The following is a 22,658-nucleotide window of genomic DNA, read 5'->3' on the forward strand; positions in this document are numbered from 1 at the left end:
CCGTGGACGCCGTCGTCGTCGGCGCCGGGCACAACGGACTGGTCGCCGCCTGCCACCTGGCCCGGGCCGGGCTCCGGGTGGAGGTCGTCGAGTCCGACGACGTGCTCGGCGGCGCGGTCTCCACCGTCGAGCGGTGGCCCGGGGTGCGGGTCGACCGCGGCTCCAGCGCCCACGTCATCATCCGGCACAGCGGGGTGGTCGAGGAGCTGGAGCTCGAGCGGCACGGCCTGCGCTACGTCGACTGCGACCCGTGGGGGTTCGCACCCGCGCCGGTCCCGGGCGACCCCGGCCCCGCGGGCCGCCCGCTGGTCTTCTCGGTCGACCTGGACGCCACCTGCGCGTCCATCGAGGCGGCCTGCGGAGCCGAGGACGCCGCGGCGTACCGGCGGTTCGTCGAGGTGTGGGGGCCGCGCAGCGCCGCGGTCGTGCGGGCCTTCGGCGACCGGCCCAGCCCCGGCCGGCTGGCGCGGCACCTGTGGCCGATCGGCGCCCCCCGGCCGGGGCAGCCGCGCACCCCGGGCGGGGAGATCGCCACCGACTTCCTCGGCTCCGGCGACGCGCTGCTGGACCGGTGGTTCTCCAACGAGCGGCTCAAGGCCGCGCTGGCCTGGTTCGGCGCGCAGTCCGGCCCCCCGATGTCCGAGCCGGGGACCGCGGCCATGGTGGCCTGGGCCGCGCTGCTGCACGACGTGCCGCCCGGTCACCCGGTGGGCGGGTCGGGTGGCCTCACCCAGGCCCTCGCCGCCCGGCTGGCCGCCGACGGCGGCCGGGTGACCCTCGGCGACGGAGCCGCGCGGCTGCTGGTGGACGGCCCGCCGGACGCGCGGCGGGTGACCGGCGTGCAGACGGTGTCCGGCCGGCGGGTGAGCGCGCCGGTGGTGGTGGCCGCCTGCCACGTGCTGGCGACCCGTGAGCTCGCCGGGGAGGACGCGCCCCCGGCGCTGGCGGGCGCCGCTCCGCCGGTGGGCAACGGCTTCGGCCTCGTGGTGCGCGCCCTGACCGACGCCCTGCCGTCCTATCCCGGCGCGACCGCGGACGAGTCGCTACAGGGGCTGCAACTGCTGTGCACCGACCGGGCCCAGCTGGCCCGGGCACACGGCGACTGGCTGGCCGGGGAGCTGCCGCGGGAGCCGGTGCCCCTGGCGATGTCCTTCAGCGCGAGCGACCCGACACTCGCTCCGGCCGGTCAGCACGTGGTCACCGTCTGGGGACAGTGGTACCCCTACACCCTCGCGGACGGCGGCGACTGGGACGCCCTGGCCGAGCCCGCCGCCCGGCAGCTGGTCGACGCGGTCGACCGGTACGCCCCGGGCTTCGCCGCCTCGGTACAGCGGACGTACGTCCAGACGCCGCTGCAGCTCGAGCGGGAACTGTCGCTCCCCCGTGGCAACGTCATGCACGTGGAGATGGGCCTGGCCAGCATGTTCGCCTTCCGGCCGACGCCCGCGCTGTCCGGCCACCGGGTGCCCGGCCTCGGCGGGCTCTACCTCACCGGTGCCTCCACCCACCCCGGCGGCGGGGTGTCGGGCAACTCCGGGCGGACGGCGGCCCGGCTGGTGCTGGCCGACCGCCGGCCGGTGGCCCGGGCCCGCGCGCGGGCCGGCGACGCCCTGGGCACCGCGGTGCGGGCGCTGGGTCGGGTCCGGGGCGGGCGCAGGTGACCGGGGCGGTCGCCGCTGCGCGCACCCCGGCACCCCCACCGGTCCTGCGGTGGGCGCCGCTGGCGCTGGCCGGCGCGCTGGTGCTCAGCGCGATCGCCTATCCCCTCAGTGACGGAACCACCCGGGACACCGTGAGCTGGACCATCGTGCTGCTCGGCGCGGCGGTCGCGGTCCTGTCGGCCGCGGCGGCCAAGGGCATCCGCACCGGGGCCGCCGTCCTGGCGCTGGTCGCCGGGGTCGCCGTGCTCGTCGAGGCGCTGGGGCTGGCCACCGGTTTGCCCTACGGCGAGTACTCCTACAGCGACACCCTGGGGCCCACGCTGCTCGGCGTGCCGTTCCTGGTGCCGCTGGCCTGGCTGATGATGGCCTGGCCCAGCTGGGTGCTGGCCGCCCGGCTCACCGCCCGGGTGCGGCCGGCCCGCCGCGCCGCGGCGCGGGTGCTGGTCGCCACCTACCTCTTCGCCGCCTGGGACGTCGTCCTGGACCCGCAGATGGTGCAGGCCGGCTACTGGCGCTGGGCGCACCCCTCGCCCGGCCTGCCGGGCATCGACACGGTGCCGCTGACCAACCTCGGGGGCTGGCTGCTGGCCGGCCTGGTGCTGATGACGCTGCTCGACCCCGTGGTCGGCCGGACGGCGCGCACCCCGGGGATCCCCCGTGCCGACGCCGCGCCGCTGCTGGTGCTGGGCTGGATGACCCTGGGCGGCGCGCTGGCGCACGCCGGCTGGCTGGACCTGCCCGGATCGGCGGTCTGGGGTGCGCTGCTGGCGGTCCCGGTGCTGGTCGCCCTCGTCCGTACCCGCCGCCGGGCCGCGGCCGGCGAGCGGTGAGCGGTGGCCGCTAAGCCGGGCCGGCACGGTGCCGCGGGACGGGCCGGCCGGGCGCTGGTCCGGGGCGGCGCCGCGGTGTCGGTCCTGGGAGCGCTGCACGCCGCGGTGAACACCCGGCTGCTGCGCCGCCCTCCGGTGCCGGCCCCCGCGGTGCGCGTCCCGGTCGCCGTGGTGCTGCCGGTGCGCGACGAGGCCGACCAGGTGCTCGACTGCCTCGCCGCGGTGCTCGACCAGCGCGGGGTGCACCGGCTGTCCGTGGTCGTGGTCGACGACGGGTCGGCCGACGGGACCGGCGACCTGGTCCGCGGGGTCGCCGACGACCGGGTGCGGCTGGTCCCCGGCACCCCGCCCGGCCCGGGCTGGCTGGGCAAGCCGCACGCGTGCGCGCAGGGCGCCGCCGCGGCCGGCGCGGCGGAGGTGCTGGTCTTCGTCGACGCCGACGTCCGGCTGATGCCCGACGCGGTCGCCTCCGCCGTCGCGCTGCTGGAGGCCCACGGCCTGGACCTGGTGTCGCCGTGGCCGCGGCAGCTGGCGGTCACCGCGGCCGAGCGGCTGGTCCAGCCCCTCCAGCAGTGGCTGTGGGCGACGTTCCTGCCGCTGCGGCCGGCCGAGCGGTCTCCCCGGCCGTCGCTGGCCGCGGCCAACGGCCAGTTCCTGGTGGTCCGCCGGTCGGCCTACGACCGGGCCGGCGGGCACGGCGCGGTGAAGGGCGCGGTGATCGAGGACATCGCCCTGCTGCGCGCGGTCAAGGCAGCCGGAGGCCGGGGGGTCGTCGTCGACGGGTCGACGCTGGCCGCCTGCCGGATGTACGACGGCTGGCCCGCGGTGCGCGACGGGTACGCGAAGTCGCTGTGGTCGGCGGTGGGCGGCCGTCCGGCGGCCGCCGCGGCCGCCGCGGCGGCGCTCAGCCTGGGCTGGCTCCTGCCGCCGCTCGCCGCGCTGACCGGGTCCCGGGCCGGGCTGGTCGGCTGGGCGGCCGGCGTCGCCGGCCGGGCCGTGGTGGCCGCCGGCACCGGGGGCCGGGCCTGGCCCGACGCACTGGCCCACCCGGTGTCGGTGCTGCTGCTGGACGTGCTGGTCGCCCGCTCGCTGGCCGGCCACCGCCGGGGCGACCTGCGGTGGCGCGGGCGGGCGGTCGACGCCGGGCCCGCCGCCGACCGGAGGTCTGGGGCGCGGTAGCACCCCCGGACTGCGCCACTCCGTCCGGGCCCCTACGGTCGGGGACGTGATCAGCGACGACCTGCTCGCCCTGCGTTCGGACCCCGCCTCGGCCCTGGTGCTCGTCGGGCTGCGCGGCGACTGGTAGCCGTACTGCTGCGCCCAGGCGGTCCGCCTGGCCCGGTCGTCCTCCCGTCTCGCCGCCGCCGGCACCGAGGTGGTCCTCGCCTCGGTCGAACCCCCCGAGGTCCAGCTCGCCGCGAACCGGACCTGGCACCTGCCGTTCCGCTGGGTCAGCGACCCCGGCGGGGAACGGCTGGCCAAGCCGTTGGACGCCTGGGACGAGGACGCGTCCATCTTCCGGCCGATCGTCGTGGCCGTCGCCCCCGACGGCCGGGAGGTCTACCGGGAACTGTCCCGGGACTTCACCGACCGGGTCGACGACGAGCCGGTGCTGGCCGCGGTCGAGGCCCTGGGCCTGCCCGCGCTGCCCCCACCGCCGACGTGGGAACCGGAGGGGGTGCGGCCCCAGCCGTCGGAGCGTGCCTTCACACCGGCCAGCTTCGTCCCCTACTTCCGGGCGATCCGCTTCAACACGATGGCGCTGAGCCAGCGGATGTTCGACGAGCGGGACCGCGACCAGCTCGTCACCGAGCAGCGGATGGCCGAGTCGTTCCTGGCCGCCTTCGACGAGTGGCGGGCCGAGCACCCCCCGGACCGGCAGTAGCCCGGGTGCGGGTGCGGAGCGCCGTCCGGCGTGGACGACGATGACCCGGTGAGCTCTCCGGACCAGCCCCCCGCCCGCGTGCAGTTCGACCCCACGGAGATGGAGGCCGGGGCGTTCTACCGGGTGCTCAACTCGGTCGTCGTGCCCCGGCCCATCGCCTGGGTGGTCACCCGGTCGGCCGAGGGCGTGCTCAACCTGGCCCCGCACTCCTTCTACACGGTGGCCTGCGTGGACCCGCCGATCGTGCAGTTCACCTCCGTCGGCCGGAAGGACTCCCTGGTGAATGCGGAGGCGACCGGCGACTTCACGGTCAACCTGACCCCCGAGGAGCTGTTCGAGCAGGTCAACGCCACCGGCACCGACTTCCCGGCCGGGCTCAGCGAGGCCGAGCAGTGCGGCGTGGCCCTCGAGCCCAGCGAGGTGGTCTCCACGCCCCGGGTCGCGCGGTCGCCGGTGTCGCTGGAGTGCACGCTGCACTCGACCCTGCGGCTGGGCGACAGCACCGTCGTCCTCGGCCGGGTGGTCCGGATCGCCGTCACCGAGCGGGCGGTGCGCGACGGCCGGCCGCGCATCGAGGAGCTGCGGCCGCTCGCCCGGCTGGGCGGCAACGAGTGGTCGACCATCGGCGAGGTCAAGGAGATCCGCCGGATCCCCTACCGGAAGTGGGCCGAGGACCCGTCCATCGGCGACCAGCTCCGCGGCACGTGAAGAAGGACCACCCTTCCCCCCACGCCTCGCAGGCTCGCCGCGGGCCCCTGAAGGGTGGCCTCCCCCGTACGTCTCCGGGCCCCCGCGAGTCAGAGGGGCAGGTGGGGGGCGACCTCGTCGGCGGCGTCGGCGCCGAAGGCGGCGGCGAAGCGCTCCAGGAACGGGCCGGTCGGCAGGCTGTACTCCTGGGTGCCGATGACCTCGATCGCCGCGGTGGCCACCGCGGACCCCACCTGGGTGGCCCGCTCCAGGCCCAGGCCCCACTGGCGGGCGGCGACGAAGCCGGCACGCAGCGCGTCGCCGCCGCCGGTGGGCTCGACCGGCTTGGTCTCCGGGACGGCGATCACCTCGATCCGTTCCTCGCCGCGGCGGTCGACGACGACGCCCTCGGCCGCCCGGGTGGTGACCCAGACGCCGACCCGGTCCAGCACCTCGGCCTGCGACCAGCCGGTCTTCTGCAACAGCAGCGCGTGCTCGTACTCGTTGGTGAAGAGCAGGTCCGCGCCGTCGACCAGCGTGCGGATCATCTCGCCGTCGGCCCAGGCCAGCTGCTGGGAGGGGTCGGCGAGGAACGGGTAGCCGCGGTCCCGGCACTCCTGGGTGTGCTGGACCATCGCCTTCGGGTCGTTGGGCCCGACGATCACCAGGTCCAGCGCGCCGACGCGCTTCTCCACCGGCGCCAGCTCGATCAGCGAGGCCTCCGACATCGCACCGGAGTAGAAGGACGCGATCTGGTTGTTGGCGGTGTCGGTCGTGCAGACGAACCGGGCGGTGTGCTTCATCTCCGACCAGCGCACGCTGCCGGTGTCCACGCCGTGCCGGCTCAGCCAGGCGTCGTAGTCGTCGAAGTCGCTGCCCACCGCGCCGACCAGGACCGGCCCGAGCCCGAGCAGGCCCAGCCCGTAGGCCATGTTGGCCCCCGCGCCGCCGCGGTGCTGCACCAGGTCGTCGACCAGGAAGGAGAGCGAGACGTTCTCCATCTTGCCCTCGACGAACTGGTCGGTGAACTTCCCCGGGAAGGTCATCAGGTGGTCGGTGGCGATCGAACCGGTCACGACGACGGGCATCGGAGCACCTCTCGCGTGCGGGCTGGCGCCACCCAGGGACGTCTGGACCCCGGACCGGTGGCGAGCACCGGGGCGGGGACAGCCTAGGAGCACCGGGACGCCGGCGCGCGCCGCCCCGTCCTGCCTCAGTCGGCCAGCGCCCGCCGCACCTGCAGGCCCAGCTGCGCGGTGCCCACCACCCCGAGCACGCAGCCCACCGCCGCGCCGCAGGTCACCACCCAGCCGCCGGGGTCCAGGGCGGCGACGACCCCGGCCCCGACCAGCGTGCAGCCGGCCATCGCCACCCGGGTGGGTCGCTCCCACACCGAGATGACCCCGGTCTCGGCGACCCCGGCCTGCCCGGCGCGGGCGCGCAGGTAGTCCGGCAGCCAGCACAGCGCGCCGAACGCCGCGGCCAGCCAGCCCGGCGCGCCCGCCGCCCACAGCGCCCCGGCGTAGGCGACCTCGGTCAGCCGGTCGACCACCGAGTCCAGCACGAAACCGCGCCGCGACGCCGTCCCCCCGGCGATGGCCAGCGCACCGTCCAGCGAGTCCAGCAGTCCGGACAGGCCCACCAGCAGCCCGGCCAGGACCAACCAGCCGTTCCCGGCCGCGGCCGGCCCGACCGCCGCGGCCGCGACCACCAGTCCCAGCGCGGTGGCCAGCAGGGGCGACCGGCCGGCGAACGGCCGGGCCAGCGTGTAGGCCAGCGTCAGCCAGCCCCGCACCAGGCGGTTGTCAGCCGGGTCGGTGCCGCCGTGCCAGGTCGCCCATGCCGCCAGGTACTCGTCCCGGCTCAGCACCGCCCGGTCCCCGCCCACCCGTCCACCACCGGTGCAGTCTCCCCCAGCCGCCCCGCCGCACAGCCGGGACGGGGACAGTGGTGCGGGTGCTCGCCGGTCTCTCCCCCGCCCGCCGCCGCCTGGCGCTGGCCGCCGCCGTCGCCGCCGTCGCGGTGCTGATCCTGCTCGCCGCCGTCCTCGTCCCCCGCCTCACCGCCGACGACCCGGCGCCGGTCGCCCAGGACGTGCCCGGTCCGGTGCTGCTGGTGCCCGGGTACGGCGGGTCGACCCGGTCCCTGGAGCCGTTGGCCGCCCGGCTGGTCGCCGCCGGGCGCGACGCCACCGTCGTCCCCGTGCCCGGCGACGGCACCGGCGACCTGGAGGCGTCGGCGGACGCGCTGGCCGACGCCGCCGACGGGGCGCTGGCCCGCACCGGCGCGGCCAGCGTGGACGTCGTGGGGTACTCCGCCGGCGGGGTCGTCGCCCGGTTGTGGGTCGCCGACGGCGGCGCCTCCTCGGTGCGCCGGGTGCTGACCCTCGGCTCGCCGCACCACGGGACGACGCTGGCCGACCTGGCCACCGGAGTGGCACCGGACCAGTGCCCCGTCGGCTGCCGGCAGCTGACCTCCGACAGCCCGCTGCTGGCCCGGCTGAACGCCGGGGACGAGACGCCGGACGGCCCCACCTGGGTGTCGGTGTGGACGACGGCCGACGAGACGGTGCGCCCACCGGAGTCCGCCCGATTGGAGGGGGCGGTGGACGTCCCGGTGCAGTCGGTGTGCGCCGGCTCCCGCGTGGGGCACGGGCAGCTGCCCGCCGACGCCGTCGTCCAGGCCATCGTGCTGGCCGAGCTGGCCGCCGGCCCACCGGTGCAGCTCGGGCCGGAGGACTGCGCGCAGGTCTCCGCCGCCGGATGACCGCGGGAGGACGTCTAGGAAGAGCTCCGGATGGGCATCCCCGGAGCGGGTCCGCGGACGCGGGCCGGCCTGCGAGACGACCGCCCCGGGAGGCACCGCATGACGACCCGACGCCAGGACCTCGCTCGACCGCAGGACTCCGGGCGGGAGGAGGACCGGCGCAGCGACCAGCGCAAGCAGACCTTCAGCGAGCGGGTCGCCAACGGCGGCTGGCTGCTGTACACCGTGGAGGTCCTGGTCCTCCTGGTGATCTTCGGCTGGCTCTTTCTGACCGTCTCGCTGGCCGGGGGCTGACCCGGCCGCCTCCGACCGGCCCGGGTCCCGCGCAGGACCCACGGTGGGCGACTCAGCTGGTGACGTCCTTGGTGGTGAAGTTGGCCCAGGCCGCCGCCAGCAGGACCCCGACGTAGACCGCCTGCAGCGCCAGGCCGCGGACCAGGTCGCGCCACAGGATCGGGTCGCGGAAGAGGTCGACGAAGGCCAGCCAGTAGCGGGTGGGGAGGTACGGCGCGATCGCCGAGGCGGCGTCCAGGGTGAACAGCAGCGACGAGGCGATCAGCACCGCGAGGGCGCCCAGCATGGCGGCCAGCGGGGAGTCGGTCAGCGTGGAGAAGAACAGCGCGAACGCCGCCACGCCCAGCATCGAGAAGGTCACGTAGCCGATGGCCAGCGCGGTGCGCCCGGCGATGTCGGTGGAGGTGAGCGACGTCCCCGACAGTGCCGTCCCGCCCAGCGGCTGTACCTCGAAGAAGGTCTGCCCGACCAGGTAGCCGACGCCGGCCACCACCAGCACGGTGACCAGCACGAACGCGAACACCGACACCAGCTTGGCCACCAGCAGGCGGGTCCGCCCGGCGGGGCGGGCCAGCAGGTAGCGCAGCGTGCCGGCCTGCGCCTCGCCGGCCACGGCGTCCCCGGCGATGAGCGCCACCGCGATGGGCAGGAACAGCGGCAGCACGATGGCCAGCGCCGCCAGCGGGTAGAGCGTGCCGTTGGTCAGGACGGCGGACAGGAACACCGGGCCCTCGCCGGGCCGCGGCGCCAGGTCGGTGAGCGCGATGAGCACGGCGACCAGCACCGGCAGCGCGTTGAGCAGCGCGATGGTCACCCAGGTGCGCGGACGGCGGAACAGCTTGCGGAGCTCGACGGCGATCACCGGCGTCCCCGCTCCCCCGGCGCGTCGACCCGGTCCGCGCTGGTGCCGGCCGCGGCCAGCACCACCTCCTCCAGGCTGGGGCGCTGCAGCGCCAGCCCGGTCACCGGCACCCCGGCGGCCACCAGTGCGGCGTTGACCTCGGCCGGGTCGGCGCCGCGGACCACCGCCCGGACCGCGTCGACGGAGAGCACCCGGCCGTCCAGTGCCGCGCGCACCCGTTCCGGCTCGGGGGTCTCGACCACCGTCGCCCCGGTCGGCGCGGTCAGGGTGGCCAGGTCGTCCTGCAGCACCAGCCGCCCGCGGTCCAGCACGCCGACGCGGGTGCACAGCTGCTCGACCTCGGCCAGCAGGTGGCTGGAGAGGAACACCGTCGTCCCGCCGCGGTGCAGCTCCAGCAGCAGGTCGCGGATCTCGTGGATGCCCTGCGGGTCCAGCCCGTTGGTCGGCTCGTCCAGCACGAGCAGCTCGGGACGGCGGAGCAGCGCCCCGGCCAGCCCCAGCCGCTGGCGCATGCCCAGCGAGTAGGCCTTCACCGGACGGCGCCCGACGCCGGCCAGGCCCACCTGCTCGAGCACCGTGTCCACCCGCGAGCGGCGGGTCCGCCGTGACCCGCCCGGCCCGGCGGCGTCGAGCAGCGCGAGGTTGGCCCGGCCGGACAGGTGCCCGTAGTGCGCCGGGCCCTCGACCAGGGCCCCCACCCGGGGCAGCACCCGCCGCGCCGCCCGGGGCATCGGCTCGCCGAGCAGCCGCACCTCGCCCTCCGTGGGCAGCACCAGGCCCAGCAGCATGCGCACCGTCGTCGTCTTGCCCGAGCCGTTGGCGCCCAGGAAGCCGTAGACGTCACCGGCCCGGACGTCGAGGTCGACGCCGTCCACGGCGCGCAGCCGGCCGTAGCGCTTGACCAGGCCCCGCGTGGAGATCACCGGGTCGGTCACCGGGCCGCTCCGGGGGCCGTCAGCTCCGCGGCAGCGGCGGCCAGCGCGTCCAGGCTGACGGTGCCGGCCAGCAGCCAGTGCCGCTCACGGTCGGCGTGCACCACCATCAGCCCGAGCGGCCCGGCGGCCAGCCGGACTCCGAGGTCGTCCACCACGGCGCCGGGGGCGAGCTCCAGCTCCGCGCTCAGCGCGTTCGCCGCCCGGTCCGGCACGATCGAGACCGCCAGCAGCGTCACCCCGCGGCCGTAGACGCCGACCGCGGGCGGGGTGCCCTCGACCGCGCGGTCGGCCAGTCCGGCCAGCGTCCCCGGCAGCGGGACGGGTCGCACCCGGCGGCCGGTGTCGAGCAGGTCCTGCTGCGCGTCGTCGCGGCGGACCTCGGCGCCCGGCGGCGGGGTGAAGGCGGTGACCGCGGCCGCCGGGGTGGCGACGTCCAGGCTGAGGAAGCCGGTGTCCACGGCCGGCCCGCCGCTGCCGGTGTCGCTCCCGGACACCCGCACGCGCAGCGGGATGCCGCTGTCCGCGTCGACCCACACGTCGACCCGGGAGACCGAGGCGGCCGCGTCGGCCGGGGTGATCCGCAGACCCAGCGCGTCCCGCCCGGCGACGCGTCCGGCGCCGGTCCGGGACAGCTCCTCGTCCACGGCCTCGGCCAGCAGCCGGCGACCCAGGGCGCTGGGCAGCAGGTCCGGTGCGGTCGGCAGCGCCAGGGGCAGGACGCCGGAGCGGGAGGCCACGTCGTCCTCGTACTCCCAGGTCCACAGGCCCTCGGTGTCGCGGTGCACGCCGGTCTCCCCGGTCGGCGAGACGACGTCGACCCGCCAGTCGTCGGCGGAGCGGTACCAGGCGCGCATCGTCGTCCGGTCGCTGAGCAGGTCCGAGACCGGCGTCAGCTGGTCGCCGACCGGCAGCGTCAGGCCGCCGGCGGCCTGCGCGTAGCCGGAGAAGGGGACGTCGGCCGAGGCCAGGGCCCGGTCCCGCAGCTGCGCGGCCGGGGTGCCGGCGTCGGAGGCGGGCAGCGCACCGACCAGCGCGGGCAGCGCGAGCAGGACGGCGACACCGGCGACCACGAGCGCCCAGCGCCGCGCGGCACCGCGGCGGTGTCCCCGGGCAGCCATGTCAGCCACCGTACGACGGCGCCCCCAGCGGCCGGCCGCCGCCGAACACGGCGCCCGGCCGGCCGGCCGGTCAGTGGGCGTCCGAGCGGGCCGGTCCCGCCCCTGCGTCGGAGTCCCCCGTCGCGCCGGAGTGGTCCTCGGCGTGCTGGGCCCTGCGCCGGTGCAGGGTGAGGCTCAGCACGAGCACCACCAGGCCACCGACGACGAGCCCGAGCAGCGCGCTGGCCAGGGTGTTGACCAGCCAGCCCACCACCCCGCCGAGGGCCCCCGTCGCCTCGTGCGCCGCCTCCTCCAGGTGGTGCACCGCGCCGTACAGGGCGTGGAAGCCCAGCTCGTCGGTGCCCAGCAGCAGGATGTGGCCGCCGACCCACAGCATCGCGGCCGTCCCGACGACGGTGAGGACGGTCAGCAGGCGGGGCATCCCCTTCACCAGCCCGCGGCCGAACGCGGCCACGCCTTTCCGGGGGACCTGGGACAGCCGCACTCCGGCGTCGTCCATCTTCACGATAAGGGCGACGACGCCGTACACCAGGACGGTGATGGCGAGCGCCACGACGACGAGGATGATCGCCCGGGACAGGAACGGCTCGTCGGCCACCTCGTTCAGCGAGATGACCATGATCTCCGCGGACAGGATGAAGTCGGTGCGCACCGCCCCGGACACGACGGTGTCCTCGTCGGGCAGCTCCTCCTCGCCCGCGGCGTGGTCGTCGTGCCCGCTGCTGAGCCGGTGCCACACCTTCTCGGCGCCCTCGTAGCAGAGGTAGGCGCCGCCGAGCATGAGGATCGGCGTGAGCAGCCACGGCAGGAACTGGCTGAGCACCAGGATCGCCGGCAGGATGATGAGCAGCTTGTTGCGCAGCGAGCCCAGGGCGATGCGCCGGATGATCGGCACCTCGCGCTCGGCGCTGAGGCCGCGCACGTACTGCGGGGTGACCGCGGTGTCGTCGACCACGACCCCGGCGGCCTTCACGCCGGCCCGACCGGCGGCGGCCCCGACGTCGTCGATGGAGGCCGCGGCGGCGCGCGCCAGCAACGCCACGTCGTCGAACAGGGCCACGAGTCCACCCGCCACGGGAGGTCCTTCCGGTCGGTCAGCACGCGTGTGCTGGTGCAGTGATCATGGTCTGTCCGGCCGTACCGTGCGGGCACACGCCCGTCGCCTCTGCCCTACCCCGGCCCCGGGGCCGTCGAACGCCTCGTCGGTTGTGCCGCGGCCCGCTCCGGAGGACGCTCCTGACGGGCCGGTCCCGACTCGAGGAGGACGCCGATGGACGCCACACCGGGCTGCCGGGTCGTCCGGCCGGGGAACGGCTACGGGGGCGCGCAGGGGCTGGCCTACGGCGCCGGGATCTCCGCGGAGTCCGCCGGCTCCACCGGGCTGTGCCTGCACACGGTGGTCATCCCGCCCGGCGGACGGGCGTCGGCCCACCTGCACGCGCACCACGAATCGGCCGTCTACGTCGTCTCGGGGGTGAGCGAGATGTGGTGGGGCGAGCAGCTGTCCCACCGCGACGTCGTGGCCGCCGGGGAGTTCGTCTACATCCCGGCCGGCGTCCCGCACCTCCCGGTCAACCCGAGCCGCACGGACCCGGTGACCGCCGTCGTCGCCCGGACCGACCCCGATGAGCAGGAGAGCGTGGTGTTGCTCCCTGAGCTCGACGCGCTGGTCCCGCCGTCCGGCTGATCGCGTCCAGGCCGACATCGGGCACGCCGGCCGACCCGCACGGCACACGCCGACGTCCCGCGGGGAACGTGCGGACCCCGGGTGGGCGGCCTAGCGTCCCTCGCATGGCCCTCCAGATCAGCGACGCCGTCGTCGTGGACGTCCTGCGCCGGGTCGACCGCGCGGCCACGCCCCTGGTGCGGAGGCTGGGCCGCCCGCCGCAGCTCCCGCCGGCCCAGCGGGCCCGCTGGTGGGCCGAGCAGGTCAGCCGGGTGGCGGCCGGGGTCTCCGCGGCGCCGCGGTTCGCCGGGAAGCTCGCCGACCTGCTGCCGCTGCAGAACACCGTCGGCTCGGCGGTGCAGGCGGTCGTCGTCCTGGGAGTGGCCGGCGAGCACGGCGTGACCGACCCCGCGCAGCGGGTGTCCCTGCTGGCCCGGGTGCTGCTGGAGCGCGACCTCCCCGCCGACCGGGTGCAGCCGCTGCTGCAGCGGACCCGCGGGAGCTACGCCGAGGAGGCGTTCGGCGCCCGGGAGGAGCGGCGCGGGGTCCGCGGCAACGCCCGCACGCTGTGGCGGGTCGCCCGGCTGCTGGGCCGGATCGACGACGCCCTGGACGAGCGCCCCAAGGGCAGGCTGCACCACCGGGCGCTGTCCAACCTGCCGGTCGTCGGCGTGCTGGGCGGCTACGCCGCCGAGCGCGAGGGCCTGCGCCGGGCCGCGGCGCGGGCGGAGGCCGTGCTGACCGGCGCCGACGTCGTCACCCCGCCCCGCTGACCACGGCCGCGCTGGGGACAGCTAGGCGCGCACCGGGGCCAGCGCGGAGAAGACCTCCCGGGTCGCCGTCGACCGGTTCATGGTGATGAAGTGGATGCCGGGCACGCCCTCGGCCAGCAGCCGGCGGCACATCTCGGTGGCCACCTCGACGCCGTAGGCGCGCACCGCGGCCTTGTCCTCCGGGCGGTCGCCGTCCAGCTCGGTGAACCGCTCCATCAGGTGCGCCGGGAACGCCTGGCCGGACAGCTGCACGATCCGGGTGATCTGCCGGGCGCTGGTCACCGGCATCACCCCGGCGATGACCGGGACGTCGCAGCCCCGCGCGGTCACCCGGTCGCGCAGCCGGAGGTAGTCCTCCACCCGGAAGAACATCTGGGTGATGGCGAAGTCGGCGCCGGCCCGGCACTTGGCCACGAACATGTCGGTGTCGGTCTCGGCGTCGACCGAGCGGGGGTGCTGCTCGGGGAAGGCGGCCACGCCCACGGAGAAGTCGCCGATGGACTTGATCAGCTCCACCAGCTCCGCGGCGTAGTGCAGGCCCTCGGGATGGGCCTCCCACTCGGCCTGCGGGTCGACGCCGGGCGGGTCGCCGCGCAGCGCCAGCAGGTTGCGCACGCCCGCGGCGGCCAGCCGGCTGACCACGTGCCGCAGCTCGGCGACGCTGTGCCCGACCGCGGTCAGGTGGGCCAGCGGCAGCATGGTGGTCTCGGCGGCGATGCGCTCGGTGACCGCGACGGTGCCCTCCCGGGTCGACCCGCCGGCGCCGTAGGTGACCGAGACGAACGAGGGGTGCAGCCGCTCCAGCTCGCGCAGCGCCGTCCACAGCTGCTCACCGGCCGCGGCGTCCTTGGGCGGGAAGAACTCGAAGGACCACGTCGGCCGGGAGCCGTCGAGCAGGTCGCGCACGGTGCCGGTCACGCCCTCGGAGGGTACGGGGCCCCGGGCCGGCGGGGGTCCCGCGCCGCGGGACCGCGCGCCACGTCCGGCTGCATCCGCGCGGGGGCGTCCGGGCGAAGGACACCTGACCGCGGCACCCCACCGGTGCCGCGCGTGGCGCCGGCGGGCCCGGCGCGGAGAGGAGCACCCCATGCCCCAGGGCCGCTCGACCCCCGTGGTCCGCAGGCCGCCGGTGATCCGGTTGCGTGATACTGGTCCGGTGACCGCCGGGACGCAGTACCGCGAACCGTCTCCCGGACCCTCGGTGTCCCCGTCGGCCACCGCCGACCTGCCCCGGGTGCGCGAGGCCGTCGCCGCGGCCCTCACCGACTTCCTGGACCGCCAGCGGGAGACGCTCGCCGCGATGGACGAGTCCCTGGCCCCCGTCGTGGACGAGGTCTGCGCGCTGGCCGACGGCGGCAAGCGGCTGCGGCCGCTGTTCGCCTACTGGGGCTGGCGCGGCGCGACCGCCGGCGTGCCCGGTCCGGGCGAGGACGACGCCGCCGTCCTGCGGGCGGTGGCCGCGCTGGAGTTCGTGCACGCCAGTGCCCTGGTCCACGACGACGTCATGGACGGCGCCCTCACCCGCCGCGGCCGCCCGGCCACCCACGTCGGCTTCGCCACCCGGCACGGCGACGGCGCGCTCACCGGCGACGGCGACTCCTTCGGGGTCGGCGCGGCGATCCTGGTCGGCGACCTGGCCCTGGTCTGGTCCGACGAGCTGCTCCGCCGGTCGGGCATCTCCGCCCCCGCCCTCGACCGGGCCCGCGGCGTCTGGGACACCATGCGCACCGAGGTCACCGCCGGGCAGTACCTGGACCTGCTGCGCGCCGCCGGCGGGCTGCCCGGCCCGCACGGCGCGCTGACCGTGGCCCGGTACAAGAGCGCCGGGTACACCGTGCAGCGGCCGCTGCAGCTCGGCGCGGCCATCGCCGGCGCCGACCCCCGGGTGACCGAGGCCTACACCGCCGTCGGCCTGCCGCTGGGCGAGGCGTTCCAGCTCCGGGACGACGTGCTGGGCGTGTTCGGCGACCCCGCCGTCACCGGCAAGTCCGCCGACGACGACCTGCGCGAGGGCAAGCAGACGCTGCTGATCGCGCTCACCGAGGAGCGGACCGACGAGGCCGGCCGCCGGCTGCTGGCCGAGGGCCTCGGCAACCCCGCGGCCGGCCCGGCCGAGCTGCAGGCGGTGCGCCGGCTGATCGAGAGCACCGGCGCCCGGGCCCGGGTCGAGGAGCGCATCGCCGAGCGGACCGCGCTGGCCCGGTCCGCGATCGCCGACGCCCCGATCGCCGGGGACGCCCGCGCCGCGCTGGACGCGCTGGCGGTCGCGGCGACGTCCCGCACCGCATGAGCCGGGCGCTGCGCACGGTCCCCGGCCGCACCGACCGCGTCGTCGTCGTCGGGGCGGGGCTGGCGGGGCTCTCCGCGGCGCTGCGGCTGCGCGGCGCCGGGCGCGAGGTCACCGTCGTCGAGCGCGGTCCGGGCCCGGGCGGGCGGGCCGGGCGGGTGGAGCGGGCCGGCTACGCGCTGGACACCGGCCCCTCGGTGTTCACCGCCCCGGAGCTGGTCGACGACGCGCTCGCCGCGGTCGGCGAGAAGCTGTCCGACCGGGTGACCCTGACCCCGCTGGCCACCACCTACCGGGCGCAGTTCGCCGACGGCTCGGCGCTGGACGTGCACGCCGACCGGGACGCCTTCGCCGCCGAGGTGGAGCGGGTCTGCGGCGCCGGCTCCGCGCTCGAGCTGCGCCGCTACCTCGACCACCTGGCCGAGCTGCACCGCGTCCAGCTGCCGGTGTTCATCGACCGCAACTTCGACTCCCCGCTGGACCTGGTCGGCCCGGAGCTGGTCACCCTGGCCCGGATGGGCGGGTTCCGGACGCTGTCCCGGCACGTCGACCGGTACTTCACCGACGAGCGGCTGCGCCGGCTGTTCAGCTTCCAGGCGCTGTACGCCGGGGTGTCGCCGTTCCGGGCCATCGCCGCGTACGCGGTCATCGCGCAGCTGGACATCGGCGCCGGGGTCTGGCACCCCGAGGGCGGCATCGCGGCGGTGCCCGCGGCGATGGCCGCCGCGGCCGCCGACGCGGGCGTCGTCCTCCGGTACGGCGGAGGCGTCGCCGAGCTTGAGGTCGCCGGGTCGCGGGTCACCGGCGTCCGCCTGGAGGACGGCGATCTGCTGCCCGCCGACGCCGTCGTCGTCACCGTCGACCAGCCGTCCGCCCTCGTCCCGGGGCTGCGCCGCCGGCGCCGGCCGGTGTACTCGCCGTCCTGCGTCGCGCTGCACCTGGGCGTCCGCGCCGAGCTGCCCGGTCAGGCGCACCACACGATCAGCTTCGGCGCCGCCTGGCGTCAGGTCTTCCGGGAGCTGACCCGGGACGGCCGGCCGATGAGCGACCCGAGCCTGCTGGTCAGCATGCCGTCGGTGACCGACCGCTCGCTGGCCCCGGCGGGCGGGCAGGTGCTCAGCGTCGTGGCCCCCACCCCGAACCTGGACCGGCGCAGCGGCGGCAACCCGGACCTGGACTGGCCCACCCTGCTCCCCCGCTACCGGGACGAGGTGCTGGCCACCCTGGAGGCCCGCGGCTGGACCGGGGTCACCGGGGCCGTCGAGGTCGAGGAGCTGCTGTCCCCGCTGGACTGGGCGGCGCAGGGCATGGCGGTGGGCACCCCGTTCGCGCTGGCGCACACCTTCGGCCAGACCGGCCCGTTCCGGCCGAGCACGCTGCCGCGCAGCGGCCCGGAGAACGTGGTGCTGGCCGGCTCGTCGGTGCAGCCGGGGGTCGGCGTCCCGATGGTGGTGATCAGCGGCCGGCTGGCCGCCGAGCGGATCACCGGACCGGTGCCGGTGTGAGCGCGCCCGCGCCCCCGCGGTCCAGGGAGCAGCAGCAGGCGGGGCTGGACGCCGCGTACCGGCACTGCGCGGCGATCAACGCCGAGCACGGCAAGAGCTACCACCTGGCCACCCGGCTGCTCACCCCCGACCGCCGTCCGGCGGTGCACGCGCTGTACGCGGCCGCGCGGACGGCGGACGACCTGGTCGACCTGCCGGGTGCGGACCCGCGCGGGGACCTCGCCGACTGGTCCCGCGCCGCGCTGGCGGAGCTGGACGCCGGCTGGTCCGACGACCCGGTCCGGCTGGCCCTGGTGCACACCGTCCGGCGGTACGACATCCCGGTCGAGCACCTGGTCGACTTCCTGGCCGCGATGACCAGCGACCTCGACGTCGCCGGCTACGCCGACCTGGACGCGCTGGACCGGTACATGTGGGGGTCCGCGTCGGTGATCGGGCTGCAGGTGCTCCCCGTGCTGGGCACCGCGCCGGGGGTCAGCCGGGAGGAGGCCGCCCCGCACGCCATCGCGCTGGGCGAGGCCTTCCAGCTGACCAACTTCCTGCGCGACGTCGGCGAGGACGTCGACCGCGGCCGGGTGTACCTGCCCGAGGACATGATGGCCGCGCGCGGGGTCACCCGGGAGCAGCTGGCCGCCAAGCGCTTCGACGCCGGGTTCCGGGAGCTGATGCGGGACATGGTCGCGGTGACCCGCCGCCGCTACGACGACGCCGCCCCCGGCACCCCGATGCTCGCCCCGGAGTCCCGGGACTGCGTGCGGGCGGCGACCGCGCTCTACGGCGGCATCCTGACCGAGATCGAGCGGGCCGACTACCGGGTGCTCGACCGCCGGGTGCGGGTGTCCAAGCCGCGGCGGCTGGGCGTGTTCGCCCGCCGGTTGACCGCCGCCCAGGTGGCCAGGGTCAGGGTCACCATGGCGAAGCCGAACAGCAGGTCCTCCACCGGCGCGTAGGCGATCCGCGGGCCCCAGATCGTCGCCGGGTCGTAGGTGACCACGTCCAGCCCGGTCAGCACGCCGTTCATCAGCAGCTGGAACGTGATCACGATCGCGTAGGCCACCCAGAACACCCGCCGGGTCACCATCCGGGTGCGGTAGACGACCAGGTCGACCACCAGGACGCCGAGCACGGCGAGCACCGCCAGGGCCGAGTAGCTCATGCGTCCGCCTCTTCGGCGGGGTAGCCGGCGTCCCAGCCGGTGACCTTCCGCACCGCCTCCAGTGCCAGCACGCCGCACACCGGGACGACGACGAAGAAGGCCACCTCCTCCACCGGGATGCCGCCGGGCAGGCGCAGGCCCAGGGTCAGCGTGTCGCTGTAGTCCCAGTGCCCCGCGGCGATGGCGTACAGCACCCACACCACGAAGACGACGAACGTCGGGAGCACGGCCAGCAGCAGCCGCCGCCAGCGGGCGTAGACGCGCACCCCGAGGAACACCTCCAGCGGCGCGGTGACGACCAGACAGCCGGCCAGCAGCGCCGCGTAGGTCAGCGACCCCATGCGGCACCGGGGTCGGGTCGCCGGGACGCTGCGTCGCGCCGCCGCATCAGAGCGCCAGGGCCTGGGCGCGCCGGGTGACCTCGGTGTGCCGGTCGTCGCGCAGCGCCTGCACCGGGGTGCCCGGCAGCGAGTCGTCGGCGCGGAACAGCCAGTCGAAGGCCTCCTGCTCGCTGAACCCGCCGTCGGCCAGCACGGTGAGCAGGCCCGGCAGGTGCCGCAGCACCTCGCCGTCCTGCAGGAAGTCCGCGGGGATCTTGCCGTTGCCGCTGCCGGGCACGGCCATGAGCTTGCGGTCCCGGATCAGCTGGCGGACCCGGTTGGGCGAGACGCCGAGCTGCGCGGCGACCTCCGCGGGGGTGAGCGTGTCCACCCGGCCAGGGTATGGCGCGCGCCGGGCGGTCCCACCGGCCCCACCCCGCACGCCGGCCCCACCGGCCCCCTGGACCGGCCGGCCGGGCTCCCGCGGTCGCGGCCGGTGAGCCCCGCTGGGGCTGCTGTGACGCCACGGGCACTCGGGGTCCGGCCGGTCCGCGTCGTTGGGTCGTCCCCCGCCGGACCGCTCCTAGACTCGGCCCCGTGGAGACCGCCGTGACCGACCCCGTGGTCGGCCTCGTCCTCGAGGGGCGCTACCGCCTCGAGGACCACCTGGCGCGCGGCGGCATGTCCACCGTCTACGTGGCCACGGACCTCCGGCTGCACCGGACGGTCGCGGTCAAGGTCATGGCCGAGCACTTGGCGCACGACCCGGCGTTCGTGGACCGCTTCACCCGCGAGGCGCGGGCGGCGGCCATGCTCGGGCACCCCAACGTCGTCTCGGTCAGCGACCAGGGCACCGACCAGGGCCTGGTCTTCCTGGTCATGGAGCTCATCCGGGGCCGCACGCTGCGCGACCTGCTGCAGGCGCGGGGCCGGCTCACCGTCGGCGAGGCGTTCGCCGTCCTGGAGCCGGTGCTCGGCGGGCTGACCGCCGCGCACCGGGCCGGCATCGTGCACCGCGACGTGAAGCCCGAGAACGTGCTGATCTCCACCGACGGCCAGGTCAAGGTGGCCGACTTCGGGCTGGCCCGCGCCGTCGAGGGCAGCGGGGCCACCAGCCACACCGCCACCGGCGGCGTGCTCATCGGCACGGTCGCCTACCTCTCCCCCGAGCAGCTCGAGCGGGGCCGCGGCGACGCGCGCAGCGACGTCTACGCCGCCGGGGTGATGCTGTTCGAGCTGCTCACCGGCCATCCGCCCTACGGCGGGGACACCCCGCTGGCCGTGGCCTACCAGCACGTGCACCACGACGTCCCGGCGCCGTCCGCCGAGGTGCCGACGGTGCCCTGGCAGGTCGACGAGCTGGTGGCCCGGGCCACCCGCCGGGAGCCCTCCGCCCGCCCGCTGGACGCCGGCGCGCTGCTCGCCGAGATCGCCGACGTGCGCGCCGACCTCGGGCTGGCCCGGGTGCCGGTGCCCACCGGCCAGGCCGCCGGCGGCCCGGAAACGCTGCGGCCCACCAACCGGCCCTCCGCGCCGCGGCCGCGGCACCCCAGCAGCCCCGGCCGGGACGGCGCCCCGCGCACCGAGGTGCTCGGCGCGGCCGAACGGGCCCGGGGCACCGGCATGCTCCCGGGTACGGGTCCCACTTCGTCGGTCTCGGGCGCCCGGCCTCCGCTGGCCCCCCGCCCGGGGGTCCGGCCGGGCGTGCCCGCGCACGTCCGGCGGCGCCGCGCGCGGCTGGGTGTCGCGCTGGTCCTGCTGCTGGCGGTCACCATCGGCGCCGTCGGCTGGTGGCTGGGCGAGGGCCGCTGGACCGACGTCCCGTCCCTCGCCGGCAAGCCGGAGAAGACCGCCATCGGGCTGGTGCAGGAGGCCGGGCTGGACCCGGTCCTCGCCGACGAGGAGTTCAGCGAGGACGTCCCCGAGGGCACGGTCATCTCCGCCGACCCCGACGGCGGCCGGCTGATCATCAACTCCGACGTCGCGATCGTGGTCTCCAAGGGCCCCGAGCGGTTCACCGTCCCCGCCGACCTGGTGGGCCGCCCGCTGGAGGAGGTGCAGGAGGCCCTCGCCGGCCAGCCGACGCCACTGGTCCCGGCGTCCGGCTTCAGCGACACGGTGCCCACCGGCAGCGTGGTCTCCTTCGACCCGCCGGCCGGCACGGAGCTCGCGCGCGACCAGTCGGTGACCGTCGTGGTCAGCTCCGGCCGCGCGCCGGAGGAGGTCCCCGACGTGGTGGGCCAGAGCCCGGAGGCCGCCACCACCAACCTGGAGGAGCGCGGCTTCGTGGTCGCGCGCGACGAGGGCCGCAGCGCCGACGTCCCCGCCGGCGCGGTCATGGCCGTCGCCCCCGGCCCCGGCGACGAAGCGCAGCCCTACGGCAGCACCGTCACCATCACCGTGTCGCTGGGCGTGCCGCAGGTGACCGTCCCCGACGTCCGCAACATGTCCGAGCAGGAGGCGGCCGCCGCGCTGGCCGCCGTCGGCCTGGTGGCGGACCCCGAGACGTTCATCAACGGGGAGCGGGTGTTCCAGCAGAGCCCGCGGGCCGGCGAGACCGTCGACGAGGGCAGCACCGTCCGCATCCTGATCAGCTTCGGGTGACCGCTCCTCCGTGACCCCGCCCGGCACCGCCCTGTCCCCGATCGGCGCCCACGTCCTGGTGCGGGGCGGGCTCGCCACCGGCGGGCTGGCCGCAGCCGACGCCGTCGGGGCCCGCGCGGTCCAGGTGTTCGTCGGCAACCCGCGCGGGTGGCGGCCGAGTGCCGGCGACCCGCGGCAGGACGCCGCCTTCACCGCCGGCTGCGCCGAGCGCGGCGTGCCCTCGTTCGTGCACGCGCCGTTCCTGGTCAACGTCGGCTCGCCCAGCGAGGCCACGGTCGAGCAGTCGGTGGCCACGATCGCGCACTCGCTGGCCCGCGGTGCCCAGCTGGGCTGCGCCGGGGTGGTGGTGCACGCCGGCTCCGCCGTCGCGGCGGACCGGTACGAGGCGGCGCTGGCCCAGCTGCGGGAGCGGCTGCTGCCGGTGCTGGACGGCCTGCCCGGCGGCGGCCCGCGGCTGCTGGTCGAGCCGACCGCCGGTGGCGGGCGGTCGCTGGCCGCCACGGTGCAGGACCTGGGCCCCTACCTGGCCGCGCTGGACGACCACCCCGCCGTCGGGGTCTGCTTCGACACCTGCCACGCCTGGGCCGCCGGCCACGACCTGGCCGCACCCGGCGGGATGACCGCCACGCTGGACGCGCTGGTGGACACCGTGGGCAGCGGCCGGCTCGGCCTGGTGCACGCCAACGACTCGCTCGACGCCTGCGGCTCCACCCGCGACCGGCACACCACCATCGGCGCCGGTGCGATCGGGACGGCGCCGTTCGCCGAGCTGCTGGGCCATCCCGCGGTCGCCGGGGTGCCGGTGGTGGTGGAGACCCCGAGCGCGGACGGCGGGCACGCCCGGGACATCGCCCTGCTCACGGCCTTGCGCGACGGCGACCTGCTCGCGGCCTGACACCCGGTCAGGTGGCCGGCTGGACCGCCCCGCGCGGCGACACCGGCGGAGCGGCGCGGGGCCGGCGCACCAGGTACTCGGCGAGGACGAGGTCGGGCACCCAGCCGGGGAAGGACACCAGCAGGTACGCGCGGGGGAACGCCGTCCCGCCCGGCACGCCGGCTACCACCTGCAGGCCGATGGGCACGCCCAGCTGCAGCCGCAGCGTCACCGCCGCGTACGTCAGGGCGAACGTCCGCACCGCCCACCGCCGGTGGGCGGCGACGTCACCACGGCGGACGGCCGCAGCGGTGGCCCCGGCGCAGCACACCCACAGCACGGCCAGGGTGCCGGAGCCCGCCGTGCCGATCCCGCCGGCCAGGCTGTGCGGCGCCAGCACGGCACCCGCCGCCGGAGCTGAGGACGAGCCAGCCG

24 protein-coding genes and 1 pseudogene are annotated in these 22,658 nt (G+C 76.7%); 14 read left to right on the forward strand and 11 right to left on the reverse strand.

The genetic code is table 11. The features are described from left to right. Positions 1 to 2: 2 nt before the first annotated feature. From ACWIX6_RS14605 to ACWIX6_RS14625, 5 genes are all read left to right on the forward strand, one after another. On the forward strand, positions 3 to 1,661 hold the full coding sequence (locus ACWIX6_RS14605) for a phytoene desaturase family protein (protein ID WP_448613156.1): 1,659 nt from the start codon (positions 3 to 5) through the stop codon (positions 1,659 to 1,661). Next, positions 1,658 to 2,491 carry a carotenoid biosynthesis protein gene (locus ACWIX6_RS14610; RefSeq protein ID WP_448613157.1) on the forward strand — a complete coding sequence of 278 codons (834 nt, stop codon included), beginning with the start codon at positions 1,658 to 1,660 and terminating at the stop codon, positions 2,489 to 2,491. Before ACWIX6_RS14605 ends, ACWIX6_RS14610 begins: the two co-directional genes overlap by 4 nt. 3 nt (positions 2,492 to 2,494) lie before the next feature. Continuing rightward, the gene (locus tag ACWIX6_RS14615; protein WP_448613158.1) at positions 2,495 to 3,670 is read left to right on the forward strand and encodes a glycosyltransferase; all 1,176 of its coding nucleotides are present in this window, start codon (positions 2,495 to 2,497) and stop codon (positions 3,668 to 3,670) included. Positions 3,671 to 3,866: 196 nt separating this feature from the next. Beyond that, the gene (locus ACWIX6_RS14620; protein ID WP_448613159.1) at positions 3,867 to 4,376 is read left to right on the forward strand and encodes a hypothetical protein; all 510 of its coding nucleotides are present in this window, start codon (positions 3,867 to 3,869) and stop codon (positions 4,374 to 4,376) included. A gap of 48 nt (positions 4,377 to 4,424) precedes the next feature. Then, positions 4,425 to 5,084, forward strand: a complete 660-nt coding sequence (locus tag ACWIX6_RS14625; protein WP_448613160.1) for a flavin reductase family protein — start codon at positions 4,425 to 4,427, stop codon at positions 5,082 to 5,084. Between the two features lie 89 nt (positions 5,085 to 5,173). Here the strand turns inward: ACWIX6_RS14625 and ACWIX6_RS14630 are convergent, their stop codons facing one another. Then, the gene (locus ACWIX6_RS14630) at positions 5,174 to 6,151 is read right to left on the reverse strand and encodes a carbohydrate kinase family protein (protein ID WP_448613161.1); all 978 of its coding nucleotides are present in this window, start codon (positions 6,149 to 6,151) and stop codon (positions 5,174 to 5,176) included. 125 nt (positions 6,152 to 6,276) lie between these two features. Further along, positions 6,277 to 6,951 (reverse strand): CDP-alcohol phosphatidyltransferase family protein, encoded by a 675-nt coding sequence (locus tag ACWIX6_RS14635; RefSeq protein ID WP_448613162.1) that lies wholly within the window; start codon positions 6,949 to 6,951, stop codon positions 6,277 to 6,279. A 68-nt stretch (positions 6,952 to 7,019) separates the two neighbouring features. Here ACWIX6_RS14635 and ACWIX6_RS14640 point away from each other — a divergent pair, with 68 nt between their 5' ends. Both ACWIX6_RS14640 and ACWIX6_RS14645 read left to right on the forward strand, forming a co-directional pair. Further along, a complete protein-coding gene (locus tag ACWIX6_RS14640; protein WP_448613163.1) occupies positions 7,020 to 7,829 on the forward strand; it encodes a lipase family alpha/beta hydrolase in 810 nt (269 codons plus the stop codon). A gap of 99 nt (positions 7,830 to 7,928) precedes the next feature. After that, positions 7,929 to 8,123 (forward strand): hypothetical protein, encoded by a 195-nt coding sequence (locus tag ACWIX6_RS14645; RefSeq protein ID WP_448613164.1) that lies wholly within the window; start codon positions 7,929 to 7,931, stop codon positions 8,121 to 8,123. A gap of 52 nt (positions 8,124 to 8,175) precedes the next feature. Here ACWIX6_RS14645 and ACWIX6_RS14650 read toward each other — a convergent pair whose 3' ends face one another. From ACWIX6_RS14650 to ACWIX6_RS14665, 4 genes are all read right to left on the reverse strand, one after another. Beyond that, positions 8,176 to 8,985 (reverse strand): ABC transporter permease, encoded by an 810-nt coding sequence (locus tag ACWIX6_RS14650; RefSeq protein WP_448613165.1) that lies wholly within the window; start codon positions 8,983 to 8,985, stop codon positions 8,176 to 8,178. Beyond that, positions 8,982 to 9,920 (reverse strand): ABC transporter ATP-binding protein, encoded by a 939-nt coding sequence (locus ACWIX6_RS14655; RefSeq protein WP_448613166.1) that lies wholly within the window; start codon positions 9,918 to 9,920, stop codon positions 8,982 to 8,984. The genes ACWIX6_RS14650 and ACWIX6_RS14655 overlap by 4 nt, the downstream gene beginning before the upstream one ends. Further along, the gene (locus ACWIX6_RS14660) at positions 9,917 to 11,038 is read right to left on the reverse strand and encodes a sigma-E factor regulatory protein RseB domain-containing protein (RefSeq protein WP_448613167.1); all 1,122 of its coding nucleotides are present in this window, start codon (positions 11,036 to 11,038) and stop codon (positions 9,917 to 9,919) included. Before ACWIX6_RS14660 ends, ACWIX6_RS14655 begins: the two co-directional genes overlap by 4 nt. 70 nt (positions 11,039 to 11,108) lie before the next feature. Beyond that, on the reverse strand, positions 11,109 to 12,113 hold the full coding sequence (locus tag ACWIX6_RS14665) for a DUF808 domain-containing protein (protein ID WP_448613168.1): 1,005 nt from the start codon (positions 12,111 to 12,113) through the stop codon (positions 11,109 to 11,111). A 195-nt stretch (positions 12,114 to 12,308) separates the two neighbouring features. Here ACWIX6_RS14665 and ACWIX6_RS14670 point away from each other — a divergent pair, with 195 nt between their 5' ends. Both ACWIX6_RS14670 and ACWIX6_RS14675 read left to right on the forward strand, forming a co-directional pair. Continuing rightward, complete coding sequence (locus tag ACWIX6_RS14670; protein WP_448613169.1) at positions 12,309 to 12,725, forward strand: cupin domain-containing protein; 417 nt, start codon at positions 12,309 to 12,311, stop codon at positions 12,723 to 12,725. A gap of 104 nt (positions 12,726 to 12,829) precedes the next feature. Then, complete coding sequence (locus ACWIX6_RS14675) at positions 12,830 to 13,477, forward strand: hypothetical protein (protein WP_448613170.1); 648 nt, start codon at positions 12,830 to 12,832, stop codon at positions 13,475 to 13,477. Positions 13,478 to 13,498: 21 nt separating this feature from the next. Here ACWIX6_RS14675 and metF read toward each other — a convergent pair whose 3' ends face one another. After that, positions 13,499 to 14,395 carry a methylenetetrahydrofolate reductase [NAD(P)H] gene (gene metF / locus ACWIX6_RS14680; RefSeq protein WP_448613171.1) on the reverse strand — a complete coding sequence of 299 codons (897 nt, stop codon included), beginning with the start codon at positions 14,393 to 14,395 and terminating at the stop codon, positions 13,499 to 13,501. Positions 14,396 to 14,633: 238 nt separating this feature from the next. Here metF and ACWIX6_RS14685 point away from each other — a divergent pair, with 238 nt between their 5' ends. From ACWIX6_RS14685 to ACWIX6_RS14695, 3 genes are read left to right on the forward strand one after another with little or no spacing between them, the layout of a single operon-like run. Further along, positions 14,634 to 15,767: a polyprenyl synthetase family protein gene (locus ACWIX6_RS14685; protein ID WP_448613172.1), complete on the forward strand. Its 1,134-nt coding sequence runs from the start codon at positions 14,634 to 14,636 to the stop codon at positions 15,765 to 15,767. After that, the gene (crtI, locus tag ACWIX6_RS14690) at positions 15,764 to 17,269 is read left to right on the forward strand and encodes a phytoene desaturase family protein (protein WP_448613173.1); all 1,506 of its coding nucleotides are present in this window, start codon (positions 15,764 to 15,766) and stop codon (positions 17,267 to 17,269) included. The genes ACWIX6_RS14685 and crtI overlap by 4 nt, the downstream gene beginning before the upstream one ends. Further along, entirely contained in the window at positions 17,266 to 18,219 is a 954-nt protein-coding gene (locus ACWIX6_RS14695; RefSeq protein ID WP_448613174.1) for a phytoene/squalene synthase family protein, read from the forward strand. The genes crtI and ACWIX6_RS14695 overlap by 4 nt, the downstream gene beginning before the upstream one ends. On the opposite strand, the pseudogene ACWIX6_RS14700 reads toward ACWIX6_RS14695, so the two are convergent. From ACWIX6_RS14700 to ACWIX6_RS14710, 3 genes and pseudogenes are all read right to left on the reverse strand, one after another. After that, positions 18,216 to 18,425: pseudogene (locus ACWIX6_RS14700) on the reverse strand (lycopene cyclase domain-containing protein); the annotation flags it as partial. The gene ACWIX6_RS14695 and the pseudogene ACWIX6_RS14700 sit on opposite strands and share 4 nt — an antisense overlap. Beyond that, positions 18,422 to 18,766, reverse strand: coding sequence for a lycopene cyclase domain-containing protein (locus tag ACWIX6_RS14705; protein ID WP_448613175.1), 345 nt, complete (start codon positions 18,764 to 18,766; stop codon positions 18,422 to 18,424). The pseudogene ACWIX6_RS14700 and the gene ACWIX6_RS14705, both read right to left, overlap by 4 nt. A 46-nt stretch (positions 18,767 to 18,812) precedes the next feature. Beyond that, positions 18,813 to 19,136: an Rv2175c family DNA-binding protein gene (locus ACWIX6_RS14710; RefSeq protein ID WP_448613176.1), complete on the reverse strand. Its 324-nt coding sequence runs from the start codon at positions 19,134 to 19,136 to the stop codon at positions 18,813 to 18,815. A 206-nt stretch (positions 19,137 to 19,342) separates the two neighbouring features. Between ACWIX6_RS14710 and pknB the strand changes: the two genes are divergently transcribed. Together pknB and ACWIX6_RS14720 are read left to right on the forward strand one after the other, a co-directional pair. Continuing rightward, positions 19,343 to 21,349 carry a Stk1 family PASTA domain-containing Ser/Thr kinase gene (pknB, locus tag ACWIX6_RS14715; protein ID WP_448613177.1) on the forward strand — a complete coding sequence of 669 codons (2,007 nt, stop codon included), beginning with the start codon at positions 19,343 to 19,345 and terminating at the stop codon, positions 21,347 to 21,349. A gap of 10 nt (positions 21,350 to 21,359) precedes the next feature. Further along, positions 21,360 to 22,244, forward strand: a complete 885-nt coding sequence (locus tag ACWIX6_RS14720; RefSeq protein ID WP_448613178.1) for a deoxyribonuclease IV — start codon at positions 21,360 to 21,362, stop codon at positions 22,242 to 22,244. A gap of 7 nt (positions 22,245 to 22,251) precedes the next feature. On the opposite strand, the gene ACWIX6_RS14725 is transcribed toward ACWIX6_RS14720, so the two are convergent. Then, positions 22,252 to 22,623 carry a DUF2306 domain-containing protein gene (locus ACWIX6_RS14725; RefSeq protein ID WP_448613179.1) on the reverse strand — a complete coding sequence of 124 codons (372 nt, stop codon included), beginning with the start codon at positions 22,621 to 22,623 and terminating at the stop codon, positions 22,252 to 22,254. Positions 22,624 to 22,658 lie beyond the last annotated feature (35 nt).

The organism is Modestobacter sp. URMC 112 (assembly GCF_053502575.1).